This window comes from Streptomyces sp. NPDC053079 (genome assembly GCF_044546695.1).
Lineage (GTDB): Bacteria > Actinomycetota > Actinomycetes > Streptomycetales > Streptomycetaceae > Streptomyces.
Window position 1 is genome coordinate 1004393 of sequence record NZ_JBITZJ010000002.1, and the last position, 17374, is coordinate 1021766.

14 protein-coding genes are annotated in these 17374 nt (G+C 71.5%); 11 read left to right on the forward strand and 3 right to left on the reverse strand.

Annotated elements, in window-relative coordinates; translation table 11 throughout:
- Positions 1-15 precede the first annotated feature (15 nt).
- From gatC to ACIGXW_RS11850, 6 genes are all read left to right on the forward strand, one after another.
- The gene (gatC, locus tag ACIGXW_RS11825) at positions 16-312 is read left to right on the forward strand and encodes an Asp-tRNA(Asn)/Glu-tRNA(Gln) amidotransferase subunit GatC (RefSeq protein ID WP_071961876.1); all 297 of its coding nucleotides are present in this window, start codon (positions 16-18) and stop codon (positions 310-312) included.
- Positions 313-318: 6 nt separating this feature from the next.
- Positions 319-1812: an Asp-tRNA(Asn)/Glu-tRNA(Gln) amidotransferase subunit GatA gene (gene gatA / locus ACIGXW_RS11830; RefSeq protein ID WP_360916637.1), complete on the forward strand. Its 1494-nt coding sequence runs from the start codon at positions 319-321 to the stop codon at positions 1810-1812.
- The gene (locus ACIGXW_RS11835; RefSeq protein WP_071961878.1) at positions 1809-2060 is read left to right on the forward strand and encodes a hypothetical protein; all 252 of its coding nucleotides are present in this window, start codon (positions 1809-1811) and stop codon (positions 2058-2060) included. Before gatA ends, ACIGXW_RS11835 begins: the two co-directional genes overlap by 4 nt.
- 25 nt (positions 2061-2085) lie before the next feature.
- Entirely contained in the window at positions 2086-3594 is a 1509-nt protein-coding gene (gene gatB / locus ACIGXW_RS11840) for an Asp-tRNA(Asn)/Glu-tRNA(Gln) amidotransferase subunit GatB (RefSeq protein WP_399572287.1), read from the forward strand.
- 216 nt (positions 3595-3810) lie between these two features.
- On the forward strand, positions 3811-4401 hold the full coding sequence (locus ACIGXW_RS11845) for a hypothetical protein (RefSeq protein ID WP_399572289.1): 591 nt from the start codon (positions 3811-3813) through the stop codon (positions 4399-4401).
- Positions 4402-4617: 216 nt separating this feature from the next.
- Positions 4618-6846 carry an MMPL family transporter gene (locus ACIGXW_RS11850; RefSeq protein ID WP_399572291.1) on the forward strand — a complete coding sequence of 743 codons (2229 nt, stop codon included), beginning with the start codon at positions 4618-4620 and terminating at the stop codon, positions 6844-6846.
- A 21-nt stretch (positions 6847-6867) separates the two neighbouring features.
- On the opposite strand, the gene ACIGXW_RS11855 is transcribed toward ACIGXW_RS11850, so the two are convergent.
- The 3 genes from ACIGXW_RS11855 to ACIGXW_RS11865 are packed head-to-tail and all read right to left on the reverse strand — an operon-like array spanning position 6868 to position 9241.
- Positions 6868-7032: a DUF6191 domain-containing protein gene (locus ACIGXW_RS11855; RefSeq protein WP_177337480.1), complete on the reverse strand. Its 165-nt coding sequence runs from the start codon at positions 7030-7032 to the stop codon at positions 6868-6870.
- Between the two features lie 16 nt (positions 7033-7048).
- Complete coding sequence (locus tag ACIGXW_RS11860; protein WP_399572293.1) at positions 7049-8179, reverse strand: PQQ-dependent sugar dehydrogenase; 1131 nt, start codon at positions 8177-8179, stop codon at positions 7049-7051.
- Between the two features lie 48 nt (positions 8180-8227).
- Positions 8228-9241 (reverse strand): aldo/keto reductase, encoded by a 1014-nt coding sequence (locus ACIGXW_RS11865; RefSeq protein WP_399572295.1) that lies wholly within the window; start codon positions 9239-9241, stop codon positions 8228-8230.
- A 73-nt stretch (positions 9242-9314) separates the two neighbouring features.
- Between ACIGXW_RS11865 and ACIGXW_RS11870 the strand changes: the two genes are divergently transcribed.
- The 5 genes from ACIGXW_RS11870 to ilvC all read left to right on the forward strand — a co-directional run bounded on the left by ACIGXW_RS11870 (position 9315) and on the right by ilvC (position 17229).
- Positions 9315-10277, forward strand: coding sequence for a 2-hydroxyacid dehydrogenase (locus ACIGXW_RS11870; RefSeq protein WP_399572297.1), 963 nt, complete (start codon positions 9315-9317; stop codon positions 10275-10277).
- A 291-nt stretch (positions 10278-10568) separates the two neighbouring features.
- Entirely contained in the window at positions 10569-13451 is a 2883-nt protein-coding gene (locus tag ACIGXW_RS11875; protein WP_399572300.1) for a putative bifunctional diguanylate cyclase/phosphodiesterase, read from the forward strand.
- A gap of 227 nt (positions 13452-13678) precedes the next feature.
- Positions 13679-15562 carry an acetolactate synthase large subunit gene (locus ACIGXW_RS11880; RefSeq protein WP_399572302.1) on the forward strand — a complete coding sequence of 628 codons (1884 nt, stop codon included), beginning with the start codon at positions 13679-13681 and terminating at the stop codon, positions 15560-15562.
- Positions 15563-15600: 38 nt separating this feature from the next.
- Positions 15601-16125, forward strand: a complete 525-nt coding sequence (ilvN, locus tag ACIGXW_RS11885) for an acetolactate synthase small subunit (protein ID WP_189451234.1) — start codon at positions 15601-15603, stop codon at positions 16123-16125.
- 102 nt (positions 16126-16227) lie between these two features.
- A complete protein-coding gene (ilvC, locus tag ACIGXW_RS11890) occupies positions 16228-17229 on the forward strand; it encodes a ketol-acid reductoisomerase (protein ID WP_399572304.1) in 1002 nt (333 codons plus the stop codon).
- Positions 17230-17374 lie beyond the last annotated feature (145 nt).

The window sequence follows — 17374 nt, forward strand, 5'->3', positions numbered from 1 at the left end:
CTTGAGGATCGCTGCATGCCTGGCATCACGCGCGAGGAGGTCGCCCACCTCGCCCGGCTGGCGCGTCTGGAGCTGAAGGACGAAGAGCTCGACCACTTCGCCGGACAGCTGGACGACATCATTGGCGCGGTCGCCCGCGTCTCCGAGGTCGCCGACCAAGACGTACCGCCGACCTCCCACCCGCTGCCCCTGACCAATGTCATGCGGCCGGACGAGGTCCGTCCGTCGCTGACCCCCGAGCAGGCGCTCTCCGGCGCCCCGGCCCAGGAGCAGCAGCGTTTCAAGGTGCCGCAGATCCTGGGGGAGGACTGACCCGCAATGACGGACATCATCAAGCTGACGGCCGCCGAGATCGCGGGGAAGATCGCCTCCGGCGAGCTCACCGCCGTCCAGGTCACCGAGGCCCATCTGGCCCGGATCGAGGCCATCGACGAGAAGGTCCACGCCTTCCTGCACGTCGACCGTGAGGGCGCGCTGGCCCAGGCCCGCGCCGTGGACGCCAAGCGGGAGCGCGGCGAGAAGCTCGGCCCGCTGGCCGGCGTCCCGCTCGCGCTGAAGGACATCTTCACCACCGAGGGCGTCCCCACCACCGTCGGCTCCAAGATCCTCGAAGGCTGGATCCCGCCGTACGACGCGACGCTCACCAAGCGTCTGAAGGACGCGGACGTCGTCATCCTCGGCAAGACCAACATGGACGAGTTCGCCATGGGGTCCTCCACCGAGAACAGCGCCTACGGCCCCACCGGCAACCCCTGGGACCTCACCAAGATCCCCGGCGGCTCCGGCGGCGGCTCCTCCGCCGCCCTGGCCGCGTACGAGGCCCCCCTGGCGATCGGCACGGACACCGGCGGTTCCATCCGCCAGCCCGCCGCCGTCACCGGCACGGTCGGCGTCAAGCCCACCTACGGCGCGGTCTCCCGCTACGGCATGGTGGCCTTCTCCTCCTCCCTCGACCAGGGCGGCCCCTGCGCCCGTACGGTCCTGGACGCGGCCCTGCTGCACGAGGTCATCGCCGGCCACGACCCGCTCGACTCGACCTCCATCGACGCCCCGGTCCCGCCGGTCGTCGAGGCGGCCCGCAACGGCTCGGTCGCCGGCATGCGCGTCGGCGTCGTCAAGCAGTTCCGCGGCGAGGGCTACCAGGCCGGTGTGCTCCAGCGCTTCGACGAGTCCGTCGAGCTCCTCAAGGAGCTGGGCGCGCAGATCGTCGAGCTGGACTGCCCCTCCTTCGACCTGGCGCTGGCCGCGTACTACCTGATCGCACCGTCCGAGTGCTCCTCGAACCTGGCCCGCTTCGACGCCATGCGCTACGGCCTGCGGGTCGGCGACGACGGCACGAAGTCGGCCGAGGAGGTCACCGCGCTCACCCGTGAGGCTGGCTTCGGCCCCGAGGTCAAGCGCCGCGTCATGCTCGGCACGTACGCGCTCAGCTCCGGCTACTACGACGCGTACTACGGCTCCGCGCAGAAGGTCCGCACGCTCATCACGCGCGACTTCGAGGCGGCCTTCGAGCAGGTCGACGTGATCGTCTCGCCGACCACGCCGACCACCGCCTTCGCGATCGGCGAGCGCGCCGACGACCCGATGGCGATGTACCTCGCGGACCTTTGCACGATCCCGACCAACCTGGCGGGCAACGCGGCCATGTCGCTGCCGTGCGGCCTCGCGCCCGAGGACGGGCTCCCCGTCGGTCTGCAGATCATCGCTCCCGCCATGAAGGACGACCGGCTCTACAAGGTCGGTGCCGCGGTCGAGGCCGCGTTCACCGAGCGCTGGGGCCACCCGATTCTCGAGGAGGCACCGTCGCTGTGACCGACAAGAAGAGCGCGCTGACCAAGGCCAAGGGCTTCAAGAAGTCCAAGGCCGGCACGTACCTGTCCATCGGCACCACGCTGTTCGGCGCGGTGAGCGTCATCAAGCAGGCGAAGAAGGCCCGCGGCGAGCAGGACACCCTCCAGCTCGTCGACGCGGTCGTCTCCGCCGCCGCCATCGCCACCGGCGTCGCCCTGCTCGTCCGTGAGCTGCGCCGCATGAACAGCGACGACGTCCTCGCGGGCTGAGCCGGGACTGAGAGGTTAGTTTTCCGTGACCGTCACTGAACTGGTGTCGTACGAGGAGGCGCTTGCCACCTACGAGCCCGTCATGGGCCTCGAGGTGCACGTCGAGCTCGGCACCAAGACGAAGATGTTCTGTGGGTGCTCCACCGAGCTGGGCGCCGAGCCCAACTCGCAGACCTGCCCCACCTGCCTCGGCATGCCCGGCTCCCTGCCGGTCGTCAACGGCACGGCTGTCGAATCGGCCGTGAAGATCGGCCTCGCGCTGCACTGCGAGATCGCCGAATGGTGCCGCTTCGCCCGGAAGAATTACTTCTATCCGGACATGCCGAAGAACTTCCAGACCTCCCAGTACGACGAGCCCATCGCCTTCAACGGCTACCTGGACGTCCAGCTGGAGGACGGCGAGATCTTCCGCGTGGAGATCGAGCGCGCCCACATGGAGGAGGACACCGGCAAGTCGACCCACGTCGGCGGTGCCACCGGCCGTATCCACGGCGCGTCCCACTCCCTGCTCGACTACAACCGGGCCGGCATCCCGCTCATCGAGATCGTCACCAAGCCGATCACCGGTGCGGGCGAGCGCGCCCCGGAGGTCGCCAAGGCCTACGTCGCCGAGCTGCGCGAGCTCATCAAGGCGCTCGGCGTCTCCGAGGCCCGCATGGAGATGGGCCAGATGCGCTGCGACGTCAACCTGTCGCTGATGCCGAAGGGCGCCGAGAAGTTCGGCACCCGCAGCGAGACGAAGAACGTCAACTCGCTGCGCTCGGTCGAGCGCGCCGCGCGCTTCGAGATCCAGCGGCACGCCGCGGTGCTGGGCGCCGGCGGCACGATCGTGCAGGAGACCCGGCACTTCCACGAGGAGGACGGCTCCACGACGTCGGGCCGCATCAAGGAAGAGGCCGAGGACTACCGCTACTTCCCCGAGCCGGACCTGGTGCCGGTGGCCCCCTCGCGCGAGTGGGTCGAGGAGCTGCGGGGCACCCTGCCCGAGCTGCCGCGCGTGCGCCGCAACCGGCTGCGCGAGGAGTGGGGCGTCTCGGCCCACGACATGCAGTCGATCCTCAACGCGGGTGCCGTCGACCTGATCGTGGCCACGATCGAGGCCGGCGCCGACGCCGCGTCCGCCCGCAAGTGGTGGATGGGCGAGGTGTCCCGCCGGGCCAACGAGGCCGGCGTCGACCTCGCCTCGATGGAGATCACCCCCGAGCAGGTCGCCCGGGTGTGCGCGCTGGTCGCCGAGGGCTCCCTCAACGACAAGCTGGCCCGCCAGGTCATCGAGGGCGTGCTCGCGGGCGAGGGCGCCCCGGACGAGGTCGTCGAGAAGCGCGGCCTGAAGGTCGTCTCCGACGAGGGCGCGCTGGGCACGGCCGTGGACGAGGCCATCGCGGCCAACGCGGGCATCGCCGACAAGATCCGCTCCGGCAAGGTCGCGGCGGCGGGTGCGCTCGTCGGCGCGGTCATGAAGGCCACCCGGGGCCAGGCGGACGCCGCGCGCGTGCGTGAACTGATCCTGGAGAAGCTGGGCGTCGAGGGCTAGCCCCTGCGTCGTCAACGCGAGACCGATGGCCGTCCCTCCTTGGAGGGGCGGCCATCGGTCTGTGGCCGGACGGGCGGTACGGCTGGAATCAGCCTCTATGGCCCGTGGTTGGCCTGAATCAATCCATACGCCCCCCACGGGCCGAAACGGTCCGGCATGATCGCGGCAGCGGGCCGGTCCGTGTGCCCGCATTTCGGATTTCTGGGGGTAGGGAACATGCGACGGTTCAGGACAGGACTGGCGGCGCTCGTGCTGGCGGGCGCCGGGCTCGCGGCCACGCTGCCGGCGGGGACGGCCGTGGCGGCGGGGGCACCGACGGCGGCCGCGGCGGCCTGCGCGGCCGACTGGGGGAGCCAGTCCAAGGTCAGCACCGACACCGACTACAAGCCGCTGCGGGACATCAGGACCGGCCGGCACGAGTGCTACGACCGCATGGTCTTCGACATCCTCGGTCCGGACGCCAAGGGTCCCATCGGCTACCGCGTGGGCTACGTCGACCAGATGCACCAGGACGGCTCGGGCGATGTGATCCCGGTGAGCGGCGGCGCCATCCTCGAGGTGCGGGTGGCCGCGCCCAGCTACGACCCGGCCACCGGTGCCCCGGTCTACGACGGCAAGGCCAAGCAGCCGCTGCCGGGCGTGAACCTCACCGGTTACCGGACCTTCCAGGACGCCCGCTTCGGCGGCAGCTTCGAGGGCGACACCCAGGTCGGCCTGGGCGTACGGGCCCGGCTGCCGTTCCGGGTGTTCCAGGAGGGCAACCGCATCGTGGTGGACGTGGCCCACGCCTGGCGCGGCTTCCGCTGAGCGCCGTGACGGACGGTCGGGAATCCGCTACGGAGTGACATAAATCCGGGCGGCTAGTGGTATAACCCACAAAAGAGACAAAGGATCTTTCCCTACTGCCACAGTGGTCAGGCAGAGGGCCTGTAGAGGCCTTCTGCCCAGTGCTCACCCACGCTCAGCGGTCGGAACCACGGGTCACGCCCCGGCGAGAACGACGCGATACCCGGGAAGCAGGTTATGACCTCACTTGCCCGGTGGTGCCTGCGCCGCCGCTTCGCCGTCGTCATCCTGTGGCTGGCCGTTCTCGCCGGTACGACGCTCGCGGCTACCCTGGCCGGGTCCGCGTACTCCAACGACTACCGCGTGCCCGGCACCGAGTCCTCCCGCGCCACCGCCCTGATGGACAAGGCCTTTCCCGGCCGGGGCGGCGACGACACGATCGTCTGGCACACCGACCGGGGCACCGTGCGCGCCGCCGACGTCGAACGGCGCATGACCGCCACGCTGCACGAGATCGCCGCCCTGCCCGGAGTGGCCTCGGTGGACAGCCCGTACGGCGACGCCGGCAGCGCGCGGATCAGCCCCGACCGGCACACCGCGTACGCGGCCCTCACCTTCGACGACGCCACCGGCGACCCCGACCCCGCGCAGGTGAAGAAGGTCGTCGAGACCGCACGCAAGGCGGCGACCGGAAACCTCCAGGTCGCGCTCGGCGGCACCGGCATCGCCTCCTCCGAGGGCTCGGGCGGGCACCTCAGCGAGATCATCGGCATCGTGGTGGCCGCGGTGGTCCTGCTGATCGTCTTCGGTTCGCCGGCGGCGAGCGCGCTGCCCATCGCCACGGCCGTCGTGGGCGTGGGCACCGCCTCCATGGTCACCGCCCTGCTCGGCCATGTGATGAAGGTGGCCGACTTCGCCCCCATGCTGGGCACCCTGATCGGCCTCGGCGTGGGCATCGACTACGCGCTGTTCATCGTCACCCGGCACCGGCGCGGCCTCAAGCAGGGACTGCCGGTCCACCTCGCCGCCGAACGGGCCGTCGCCACGACCGGCCGGGCCGTCGTCTTCGCCGGCGGAACGGTGTGCGTGGCGCTGCTCGGCATGCTGATCCTGCGGCTGAGCTTCCTCAACGGCGTGGCCATCGCGGCCTCGCTCACCGTCGTGCTGACCGTGGCCGCCTCCGTCACGCTCCTGCCCGCCCTCCTCGGCGTCATCGGCGAGCGCGCCCTCAGCCGCAAGGAGCGCCGCCGGCTGGCCGAGCACGGCCCGCGGCCCGACGTGCCCACCGGGCTGGCCGCCCGCTGGTCGGCGTTCGTCGAGCGCCACCCCAAGCTGCTGGGCGCGGTGGCCGCGGCCGTGATGCTGGTCCTGGCCCTGCCGACGCTCTCGCTGCACCTGGGCACCTCCGACCAGGGCAACCAGCCGGAGACCCGCACCACCCGCCAGGCCTACGACATGCTCGCCGCGGGCTTCGGCCCCGGCGTCAACGGCCCCCTCACGCTCGTGGCACCGCTGGACAGCGCGGCCGACAGCCTCGCCTTCAACAAGCTCCCCGACACCCTCCGCCACACCCCGGGCGTCGCCTCCGTGAGCCCCTCCGCGCTGAACGGCAGCGGCGACACCGGCGTCATCACCGTCGTCCCCACCACGTCCCCGCAGTCCCGCGACACCAGCGACCTCGTCGACCGGCTGCGCACGACCGTCCTGCCCAAGGCCACCGGCACCACCGGCCTGGAGGTCCGCGTCGGCGGACTGACGGCGAGCTACGACGACTTCGCCGGCGTGATACTGGGCAAGCTCCCGGTGTTCGTCGGCACGGTGGTGGGCCTGGGCTGTCTGCTGCTGCTCCTGGCCTTCCGCAGCATCGGCATACCGCTGAAGGCCGCGGCGATGAACATCGCCGCCGTGGCCTCCTCCTTCGGCCTCATCGTGGCGATCTTCCAGTGGGGCTGGGGCAGCGGCCTGCTCGGCCTGGGCGGGGCAGGGCCCATCGAGCCCTTCCTGCCCGTCGTCATGGTCTCCGTGCTCTTCGGCCTGTCGATGGACTACCAGGTCTTCCTGGTCAGCCGGATGTACGAGGAGTGGCTGGCCACGCGCGACAACACCCGGGCCGTCCGCGTCGGCCTCGCCGAGACCAGCCGCGTGATCAACTCTGCGGCGGTCATCATGATCTCGGTCTTCCTGGCCTTCGTGCTCAGCGGCGACCGGGTGATCGCGATGTTCGGCATCGGACTGGCCTCGGCCGTGGCCCTGGACGCCTTCGTCCTGCGGACGCTGCTGGTCCCGGCCCTGATGCACATGCTGGGCGGTGCGAACTGGTGGCTGCCCGGCTGGCTGGAGCGCCTCCTGCCGCGCATCAGCATCGAGCCGCCGGAGGAACCGGCGCACCCGCTGCCCCCTGTCACGGTGGCGCAGCAAGGAGACCGTACGGACGAGCCGGCCGGGGCCGTGCCGCTGCGCGGGTGAGCCGGCCCGGCCGGCGGGCGCTCAGCTGCGCCGGGGCCGGATCACCACGCATCCGGAGTCGAGGTCGATGGGTCCCTTGCCCGGGTCGTCGTCCCCGACGTCGTCGCGGCTCAGCTCGAGGCGGTTGAGCTCTTCCTCGGTGTGCTTCCGGCCCGGTGCGAACACTTCCTCGAACACGTTGAACATGGCACCTTCCGTTCTGTCAGGTCACCTTGAGCCGCAGCAGCCGATCGTCGTCCGGGGCCGGGGTGCCCCGGCCGTCGGTGTTGCTCGTCGTCAGCCACAGGCCACCGTCCCCCGTGGGAACAACTGTCCGCAATCGCCCGAAGTTCCCGCGCAGGAAGGCCCGGGGAGCCGCCTCCACCGCCGCCTCGCGCAGCGGGATCCGCCACAGCCGTTCGCCGCGCAGGGCCGCCAGCCACAGGGAGCCGTCCGCGTAGGCCAGGCCGCTCGGCGAGGCGTCGGCCGTCCGCCACTGCCACACCGGGTCCCTGAACCCGGCCCGGCCCGCCTTGCCCTCGGCCTCCGGCCAGCCGTAGTTGCCGCCCGGCTCCACCAGATTGAGTTCGTCCCAGGTGTTCTGGCCGAACTCCGAGGCCCACAGCCGCTTGTCCGCGTCCCATGCCAGGCCCTGCACATTGCGGTGCCCGTAGCTGTAGACGACCGAGGCCGCGTCCGGATTGCCGGGCGCCGGGCGGCCCTCGGGGGTCATACGCAGGATCTTGCCGCCCAGCGAGGACCTGTTCTGGGCGAGCTCGCGCCGGCCGCCCTCGCCCGTACCGGCGTAGAGCATCCCGTCCGGGCCGAAGGCGAGGCGGCCGCCGTTGTGGACGGTGCCCTTGGGGATGCCGGGCAGGATCGTTTCGGGCGCGCCTAGCCGCTGCCCCTCGGGGCGTCTGTCGTCGACCGCCATGCGCACCACGCGGTTGTCCGAGCCGGTGGTCAGATAGGCGTACAGCGCCGGGTCGGTGGCGTAGCCGGGCGGCACGGCGAGGCCCAGCAGCCCGCCCTCGCCCGCCGCGGCCACGCCCGGCACCGTGCCCAGCGGGCTCTGCCGGCCGTCCGCCGCGGAGACGCGGACGACCTTGCCCGTGTCGCGCGAGCCCACCAGCAGGTCGCCGCCGGGCAGTACGGCCACGCCCCACGGCGACGCGAGCTTGTCCGTGACCGTGCCGGCCACCTCGGCCGAGCCCTCGGCGGGCCCGTCCGGGGACGTCGGCCCGGCCGAGGCGGACCGCGTCGGCGCGCCGCCGGAGGTCGAGCCCCCGGAGCAGCCCGTGGCCATCAGCAGCGCGGAAACGGCCAGCGTGGCCGGAGCGGTCAGGCGTCGCACGGTGGAGCTCTCCTCTCGTGGGAGCGGACCCCTCCTTGATACACCCCGTCAGTCCCAGGACCCCATCGCACGGGGCAGCGCCGCGATCTCGGCGAAGTCCTCACCCGTCAGCCGCAGTCCGGCCGCGGCGGCGTTCTGCACCGCCCACCGCGCCTTCTTCGTCCCCGGCACCGGCACCACGTGCCGCCCCTGCGCCAGCACCCACGCCAGCGCGACCTGCGCGGCGGTGGCGTCGTGGCGCCGCGCGACGCGCCGCAGACCGGCGACTATCGGCTGGTTGGCGGCCATCATCTCCGCCGTGAAGCGCGGGTGCCGGGCCCTGACGTCCTCCGGCTCGAAGCCCTGGCCCGGGGTGAGGGTGCCACTGAGGAAACCATTCCCCAGGGGCATCGCCGCCAGCAGCCCCACCCCCCGCGAGGCGCACCACGGCACCAGCCGCTCCAGCGCCTCCCGCGACCACACCGACAGCTCCGCCTGCACACAGCTCACCGGGAAGACCTGCTGCACCCGCTCCAGCTGCCGGATCGTCGCGTCGTACATCCCCGCGCCCGCCGCCCCGGCCGGCGCGCCGTATCTGCGCCGGGCCCGTGCGCCGATCGCGCACCAGCCCAGCGCCCTGACCTTCCCCGCGGAGACCAGCTCCGCCATCGCCCCCCACGTCTCCTCGACCGGCACCTCCGGGTCCGGACGGTGCAACTGGTAGAGGTCGATGACATCGGTCTGCAGCCGCCGCAGCGAGGCGTCGCACGCCCGCTTCACATAGCCCGGGCGTCCGTTGGCGACCACGTGCTGCTCGCCCACCAGCAGCCCGCACTTGGTCGATATGAACGCCTCCGAGCGCCGCTCCCGCAACACCCGCCCCACCAGCAACTCATTGGTGAACGGCCCGTACATGTCGGCGGTGTCCAGCAGGCTGGCGCCGGCGTCGAGGGCCGCGTGGACCGTGCGCAGCGCGCCCTCGCCGCTCTGCTGGGAGGCCGTGTACGCCCAGTGCATCGGCATGCACCCGAGGCCGATCGCACCCACTTCGAGCGCCGTAGCACCGATTGTCCTGCGCTCCACCGGCCGTACCCCTCCCGTTCCTCGCCCCCAAAGTAACCTCTGCCTCCGAAGCCACTTCGCATAGCCTCCAGACATGAGCGCAGATCACAGCGGTTCCCGCAGGCCACTCGTCTGGCTGCCGATCCGTCCCGAGGAGATCGACGGCCTTCCCGAAGACCTGGAGTACGCCTACTGGAACGGCGGCCCCGACTACCCCACGGATCCCGCGCGCTGCGCCTTCTACGTCGTTCCCTACATGAAGGGCGCCGCGGTGGAGACGCGTCCGCTGCCGGGGATGACGGGCGTGCGGGTGGTGCAGACCCTCACCGCGGGGGTCGAGAACCAGCTGCCGCACCTGGACCGGCTGCCGTCGGGCGCGCGGCTGTGCAACGCCCGCGGGCTGCACGACGCGAGCACGGCCGAGCTGGCCCTGACCCTCGTCCTCGCCTCCCTGCGCGACGTCCCCGGCTTCGTAAGGGCGCAGGACGCGGGGGAGTGGCGGCCGGAGTTCCGCCCGGCGCTCGCCGACAAGTCGGTGCTCATCGTCGGCTACGGCTCGATCGGTTCCGCCGTCGAGGACCGGCTCGCGCCCTTTGAGTGCGCGCGGGTCGTGCGCGTCGCGCGCTCCGAGCGCACGGCAGCACGCGGCCGGGTCCACGCGGTGGCCGCCCTGCCGGAGTTGCTGCCCGACGCCGACGTGGTGATCCTCGTGACGCCGCTCACCGACGAGACCCGCGGCCTCGTGGACGCCGGCTTCCTCGCCCGGATGAAGGACGGCGCGCTCCTGGTGAACGTCGCCCGGGGAGCCGTCGTCGACACCGCAGCGCTCCTGGCCGAGCTCGGGAGCGGCCGGCTGCGCGCGGCACTGGACGTGACCGACCCCGAACCGCTGCCCGCCGGTCACCCGCTGTGGAAGGCCCCCGGCGTCCTCATCACCCCTCACGTGGGTGGGCCCTCGTCGGCATTTCTGCCCCGTGCCAAGGCGCTCCTGCGCGATCAACTGGCCAGATTCGCACTGGACGAGCCTCTGCGGAATGTCGTAGCCGCCGCCGTCTGATACCACGTAGAGGCACCATTTAGCTGCGCTCCGTATCCGTAATCCGGTAGCTAGTTACGCTATGTATATGAGCTATGTCCCTGAGTGACGAGTCTGGTGTATCGTCCCGACGGGGGCTGCTCCGCGCACCGTACGGGCGCAGCGAGGTACCGGAACTCGAGGGGGGCGACGGGCGATGCACGGCCAATGGACGATCTACCCGACGCGGCTCAAGCACCGAACGCGACCACGCCGCGTGGCGACCCCGCCCCGGTGGCTCCCACGGTCCGGCGCGCTCGGGACGGCGGCGCGGTGAGCGCCCCAGGAGCGGCCCTGACCCGCCGGACCGCACCCGCCGGCGGCCCGGGCGTGTTCCCGCAGCTCTTCCTCGCCGTCGTCTGCGGCGGCTACGCCACCGGCGCCGTCTTCGGCTGGGGCTCGGCCGAGCTGGCCGCCACCATGGGCGACTTCGGCCTCAGCGGAGCCGCCGGCCTCGCCGCCACCTCCTGCTTCTGGTACGGGCGCACGCGCAGCACCCGCTTCCGGCCCGCCTGGCTGCTGTTCGCCGCCTCCTCCGCGATGGCCGGCTTCGGCAACTTCGTCTGGGGCTGGTACGAGGTCGTCCTGGGCCGGCAGGTGCCGAGCCCCTCCCCGGCGGACTTCTGCTTCCTGCTCTTCGCGCCGCCCGCCATCATCGGCCTGCTGGTGCTCGCCCGCCGCCCGGTCACCCGGGCCGGCTGGGTCTGCCTGGCGCTGGACTCCTGGCTGATCGGCGGCTCGCTGCTGACGCTCTCCTGGAGCCTGGCCCTCGCCCACACCGCGCACTTCGCGGGCGAGACCGTGGCCCACGCCGCGCTCTCCCTCGCCTACCCGCTGCTGGACATCGTCCTGGTGTCCATGGTGCTGGCGCTGCACTTCAAGCGCTCCTCCGCCAACCGCTCCGCCATCAACACCGCCATCGCGGCCCTGGCCCTGACCGTCCTGTGCGACGCGCTGTTCACCTCGCCGCTGCTGCAGGCCAATTACCGCTCCGGGCAAATCCTCGACGCCGGCTGGTTCGCCGGCTACATGCTGATGGCGTACGCCCCCTGGGTGGCCCGCGAGGAGGGGGAGGAGGCCGTCGGCAAGCGCGGTCCCGCGCTCCCCTCCACCCGGCCCATCGCCGGCTCCCTCGCCGCCCTGACGCCGTACCTGGCCGCAGCCGTCTGCACCCTGGGCATCCTGTACAACGTCCTGGACGGCCACCACGTCGACCGGGTCGTGCTGTTCACGGGCTGTACGGTCGTCCTGGCGCTGGTCGTGCGCCAGGGCATCATGCTGCTGGACAACATCTCCCTCACCCAGGAGCTGGCCCAGAAGGAGAACCACTTCCGCTCCCTGGTGCAGGGCTCCAGCGACGTCATCATGATCGCCGCACCCACCGGCATACTGCGCTACGTCAGCCCCGCCGCCGCCGGGGTCTACGGCCGCGACGCCGAGGAGCTCGTCGGCTCCGAACTGGCCACGCTCATCCACCCCGAGGACCTGGGCCGGGTCGTCCACGAGGTGCGCCGCTTCCTCGCCGCGCCGCCCGCCGAGGAGCCCACCACCCGCATCGAGTGCCGCTTCCGCTCGGGCAGCGGCGACTGGCTCAACGTCGAATCCACCGTCAACCGCCACCACGGCGGGCTGATCTTCAACAGCCGCGACGTCACCGAACGGGTGCGGCTGCAGGCCCAGTTGCAGCACACCGCCGAGCACGACCCGCTCACCGACCTGCCCAACCGCGCCCTGTTCACCCGGCGCGTCCAGCAGGCGCTCGCCGGCCGCAGAGTGACCGACGCCGGCACCGCCGTGCTCTTCATCGACCTCGACGGCTTCAAGGCCGTCAACGACACCGTCGGTCACCAGGCCGGCGACGAACTGCTGGTCCAGGCCGCCCGCCGGCTCCAGGACTCGGTGCGCGCCGGGGACTCCACCGCCCGCTTCGGCGGCGACGAGTTCGCCGCGCTCATCATCGGCGACGGCACCCGCGACGCCGCCGCCCGCGAGTACCGCATCCTGGAGATCGCCGACCGGCTCCGGCTCACCCTCTCCCAGCCCTACCTGGTCGAGGGCGGCACCGAGGTCCGCGTCGCCGCCAGCATCGGCGTCGCCTTCGCGGAGCCCGACATCACCCCCGGCACCCTCATGCGCAACGCCGACCTGGCGATGTACCGCGCGAAGCAGGCCGGCAAGGGCCGCGTCGAGCTGTACGCCCCGCAGATGCAGGCCGACGTCGTGCGCCGCACCGAGCTCGCCAGCCGGCTGCGCACCGCCCTGCACGACGGCGAGTTCGCCCTGCTGCACCAGCCCGTCGTCGAGCTGGCCACCGGCCGCATCACCGCGGTGTGCGCCCAAGCCCGCTGGCGCTCCGCCCAGGGCATCCTCTTCACCCCCGACGAATTCCTGCGGGTGGCCGAGCTGGACCGCGGCGACGAGAGCGCCCGCACCGCCGAGCTGGGCCGCTGGACCCTGGAGAAGGCCGTCGAGCAGGCCGACGCGCGCCGCCGCGCCGGCCACACCGTCCCCGTGTACGTACGACTGTCCGCCGCCCGGCTGCTGGACAAGTCGCTGCCGCCCAAGAACATCGAGGCGATCGTCCTGCGCCACGGCCTGCCCGCCGGCTCCCTCGTCCTGGAGCTGTCCGGCAGCGACCCGCGCCTGCCCCTGGACGAGCTGGAGCGCCGGCTGGTGTCGCTGCGCCGCTTCGGGGTGCGTATCGCGCTCGACGGCTTCGGCAGCGGCTACGCCGCCATGAGCGCCCTGCGGCGGCTGCCCATCGACGTGCTCAAGCTCGACCGTGGCCTGGTCGACGGGGTGGCCGAGTCCGCCCGGCTGCACAAGATCACCGCAGGGCTGCTGCGGATCGCCGGAGACCTCGGCATGCAGTCCGTCGCCGACGGCGTGGACGAGCCCGAGCAGGCCCGCGCCCTGCTGGCCATGGGCTGCACCCACGGCCAGGGCGTGGCCTTCGCCGGAGCCCTCGACGAGCACCGGCTACGGCACGCCCTCGACGGCCCGCCGTACACCCTCCTGAGTGAACCTCCGGAGGCCGGGAACGAGGTGCTCGTCGGGGGTGCGCTGCCCGTGCGCTCGGGGGTCGTGGGCGGCGCGGGAGCCCTGGCCCATGCTCCATTGCGCTCAAATAATGAGACGCCCGTCCCACCCACTTGACACTTCAGGTGCCACGGAGGGAGGGTCGTTTCCATGCGCACCCGAATTCTCGTACTTGGAAAGCGCGTCGGCTGAAGCAGGCCACTGAAGATCCTGCTGACCATACCGACGCGCTCCCCTCGCTTGCCTCACGGCACGAGGGGTTTTTTGTTGCACCGACACCCGTCGAAGTCGCACTGACACCCATCGAAACCGTCGAATCCGAAGCCTTCGAGAAGAGAATGTCGATGACAGAGCAGGCCACCGGGGCCCATCATCATCCGCAGCCGCGGGCCCGTACCGGCGGGGCGCAGCAGCCCGCCATCGTCGAGCACCTCACCGGTGCGCAGTCCCTCATCCGCTCGCTGGAAGAGGTGGGGGCCGACATCGTCTTCGGCATTCCCGGCGGCGCGATCCTGCCCGCGTACGACCCGATGATGGACTCCTCGAAGGTCCGCCACGTCCTCGTCCGCCACGAGCAGGGCGCCGGCCACGCGGCCACCGGCTACGCCCAGGCCACCGGCAAGGTCGGCGTCTGCATGGCCACCTCCGGCCCGGGCGCCACCAACCTGGTCACGCCCATCGCCGACGCGCACATGGACTCCGTCCCGCTGGTGGCCATCACCGGCCAGGTGTCGTCGAAGTCGATCGGTACGGACGCCTTCCAGGAGGCGGACATCTGCGGCATCACCATGCCGATCACCAAGCACAACTGGCTGGTCACCGACCCCGCGCTGATCCCGCGCACCATCGCCGAGGCCTTCCACGTCGCCTCCACCGGACGCCCCGGCCCGGTGCTGGTCGACATCGCCAAGGACGCCCTGCAGGCGCGCACCACCTTCGTGTGGCCGCCCCAGACCGACCTGCCCGGCTACCGCCCCGTCACCAAGCCGCACGCCAAGCAGATCCGCGAGGCCGCCAAGCTGATCGCCCAGGCCGAACGCCCGGTGCTCTACGTCGGCGGCGGCGTGCTGAAGGCCAGGGCCACCGCCGAGCTCAAGGTCTTCGCCGAGCTGACCGGCGCCCCCGTCACCACCACCCTGATGGCCCTGGGCGCCTTCCCCGACAGCCACCCCCAGCACCTGGGCATGCCCGGCATGCACGGCTCGGTCGCCGCGGTCACCGCGCTGCAGAAGGCCGACCTGATCGTCGCCCTCGGCGCCCGCTTCGACGACCGCGTCACCGGCAAGCTCGACTCCTTCGCCCCCTACGCGAAGATCGTCCACGCGGACATCGACCCGGCCGAGATCGGCAAGAACCGCACCGCCGACGTGCCGATCGTCGGCGACGCCCGCGAGGTCCTCGCCGACCTGATCGTCGCGGTCCAGCACGAGCAGGCCGAGGGCCACGTCGGCGACTACGGCGACTGGTGGACGGACCTGAACCGCTGGCGCGAGACCTACCCCCTGGGCTACGACCAGCCCGAGGACGGCAGCCTCTCCCCGCAGCAGGTCATCCAGCGCATCGGGCAGCTCGCCCCGCAGGACACCATCTACACCGCGGGCGTCGGCCAGCACCAGATGTGGGCCGCGCACTTCATCGACTACGAGCAGCCGCGGACCTGGCTCAACTCCGGCGGCGCCGGGACGATGGGCTACGCCGTGCCCGCCGCGATGGGCGCCAAGGCCGGCATGCCGGACCGTACGGTCTGGGCCGTCGACGGCGACGGCTGCTTCCAGATGACCAATCAGGAACTGGTCACCTGCGCGCTGAACGACATCCCCATCAAGGTCGCCATCATCAACAACGGCGCGCTGGGGATGGTCCGCCAGTGGCAGACCCTCTTCTACAACCAGCGCTACTCCAACACCGTGCTCCACGCCGGTCCCGCCGTCTCCAACGGCGGCACCGCCACCGGCCCCGGCACCGAGCCCTGCGCCGGCACCCGCGTCCCGGACTTCGTCAAGCTCGCCGAGGCCATGGGCTGCGTGGGCCTGCGGTGTGAGGACCCGGCGGAGCTGGACTCGGTCATCGCGCAGGCCAACGCCATCAACGACCGTCCCGTCGTGGTGGACTTCATCGTCCATCAGGACGCCATGGTCTGGCCGATGGTCGCCGCCGGCACCTCCAACGACGAGATCCTCGCGGCCCGCGGCGTGCGCCCGGACTTCGACGGCATCGACGACGACTGACCGGCAGCGACGACGACTGAGAGAGAGTCCCCAGACCCATGACCAAGCACACGCTCTCCGTCCTGGTGGAGAACACCCCGGGCATCCTCGCCCGCGTCGCCGCGCTGTTCTCCCGCCGCGGCTTCAACATCGACTCCCTGGCCGTCGGGGTGACCGAGCACCCCGACATCTCCCGCATCACGATCGTCGTCAACGTCGAGTCGCTGCCGCTGGAACAGGTCACCAAGCAGCTCAACAAGCTCGTCAACGTGCTGAAGATCGTCGAGCTCGAGGACAGCGCAGCCATCCAGCGGGAGCTGGTCCTGGTGAAGGTCCGCGCCGACAACGAGACCCGCTCCCAGATCGTCGAGATCGTCCAGCTCTTCCGCGCCAAGACCGTCGACGTCTCCCCGGAGGCCGTCACCATCGAGGCCACCGGCGGCAGCGACAAGCTCGGCGCCATGCTCAAGATGCTGGAACCGTTCGGCATCAAGGAGCTGGTCCAGTCCGGGACGATCGCCATAGGGCGCGGCGCGCGGTCCATCACGGACCGCAGCCTGCGCGCCCTGGACCGCTCGGCCTGAGCCGGCCGTCTCGCACAGCGGTACCCGAAAACCTTTCCGCACCCGCCCGTCATACGGTGGGACGTACCACCGGACACACCGGAAACCAAGGAGAAAAACCCAGTGGCTGCCGAGCTCTTCTACGACAACGACGCCGATCTCTCCATCATCCAGGGCCGCAAGGTCGCGGTCCTCGGCTACGGCAGCCAGGGCCACGCCCACGCGCTGTCCCTGCGCGACTCGGGCGTCGACGTCCGCGTGGGCCTCCACGAGGGTTCGAAGTCCAAGGTGAAGGCCGAGGAGCAGGGCCTGCGCGTCGTCACCCCGGCCGAGGCGGCCGCCGAGGCCGACGTCATCATGATCCTGGTGCCGGACCCGATCCAGGCGAAGGTCTACGAGGAGTCCGTCAAGGACAACCTCAAGGACGGCGACGCCCTCTTCTTCGGCCACGGCTTCAACATCCGCTTCGGCTTCATCAAGCCCCCGGCCGGCGTCGACGTCTGCATGGTCGCCCCCAAGGGCCCCGGCCACCTGGTGCGCCGTCAGTACGAGGAGGGGCGCGGCGTGCCCTGCATCGCCGCCGTCGAGCAGGACGCCTCCGGCAGCGCCTTCGCGCTGGCCCTCTCCTACGCCAAGGCCATCGGCGGCACCCGCGCCGGCGTCATCAAGACGACCTTCACCGAGGAGACCGAGACCGACCTCTTCGGTGAGCAGGCCGTGCTGTGCGGCGGTGCCTCGGCGCTGGTGAAGGCCGGCTTCGAGACGCTGGTCGAGGCGGGCTACCAGCCGGAGATCGCCTACTTCGAGTGCCTGCACGAGCTCAAGCTCATCGTCGACCTGATGTACGAGGGCGGCCTGGAGAAGATGCGCTGGTCGGTCTCCGAGACCGCCGAGTGGGGCGACTACGTCACCGGCCCGCGGATCGTCAACGACCAGACCAAGGCCGAGATGAAGAAGGTTCTGGGCGAGATCCAGGACGGCACCTTCGCCAACAACTGGATGAAGGAGTACCAGGCCGGTCTGCCGAAGTACAACGAGTACAAGAAGGCGGACGAGGACCACCTCCTGGAGACCACGGGCAAGAAGCTGCGCAAGCTGATGAGCTGGGTCGACGACAAGGAGTGAGCCGCGTTCCCCGGGCGCCGGGGGGGGCCCCCCGGGCCCCCCCCCCCCCCCGGCCCGGCCCCCCCCCCCCGGGGGGGGGGCGGGGGCCCCCCCCCCCCCGGGGGCGGTTTCAAAAAGGGGGCGGGCCCGGCCGCGGACCCCCCAA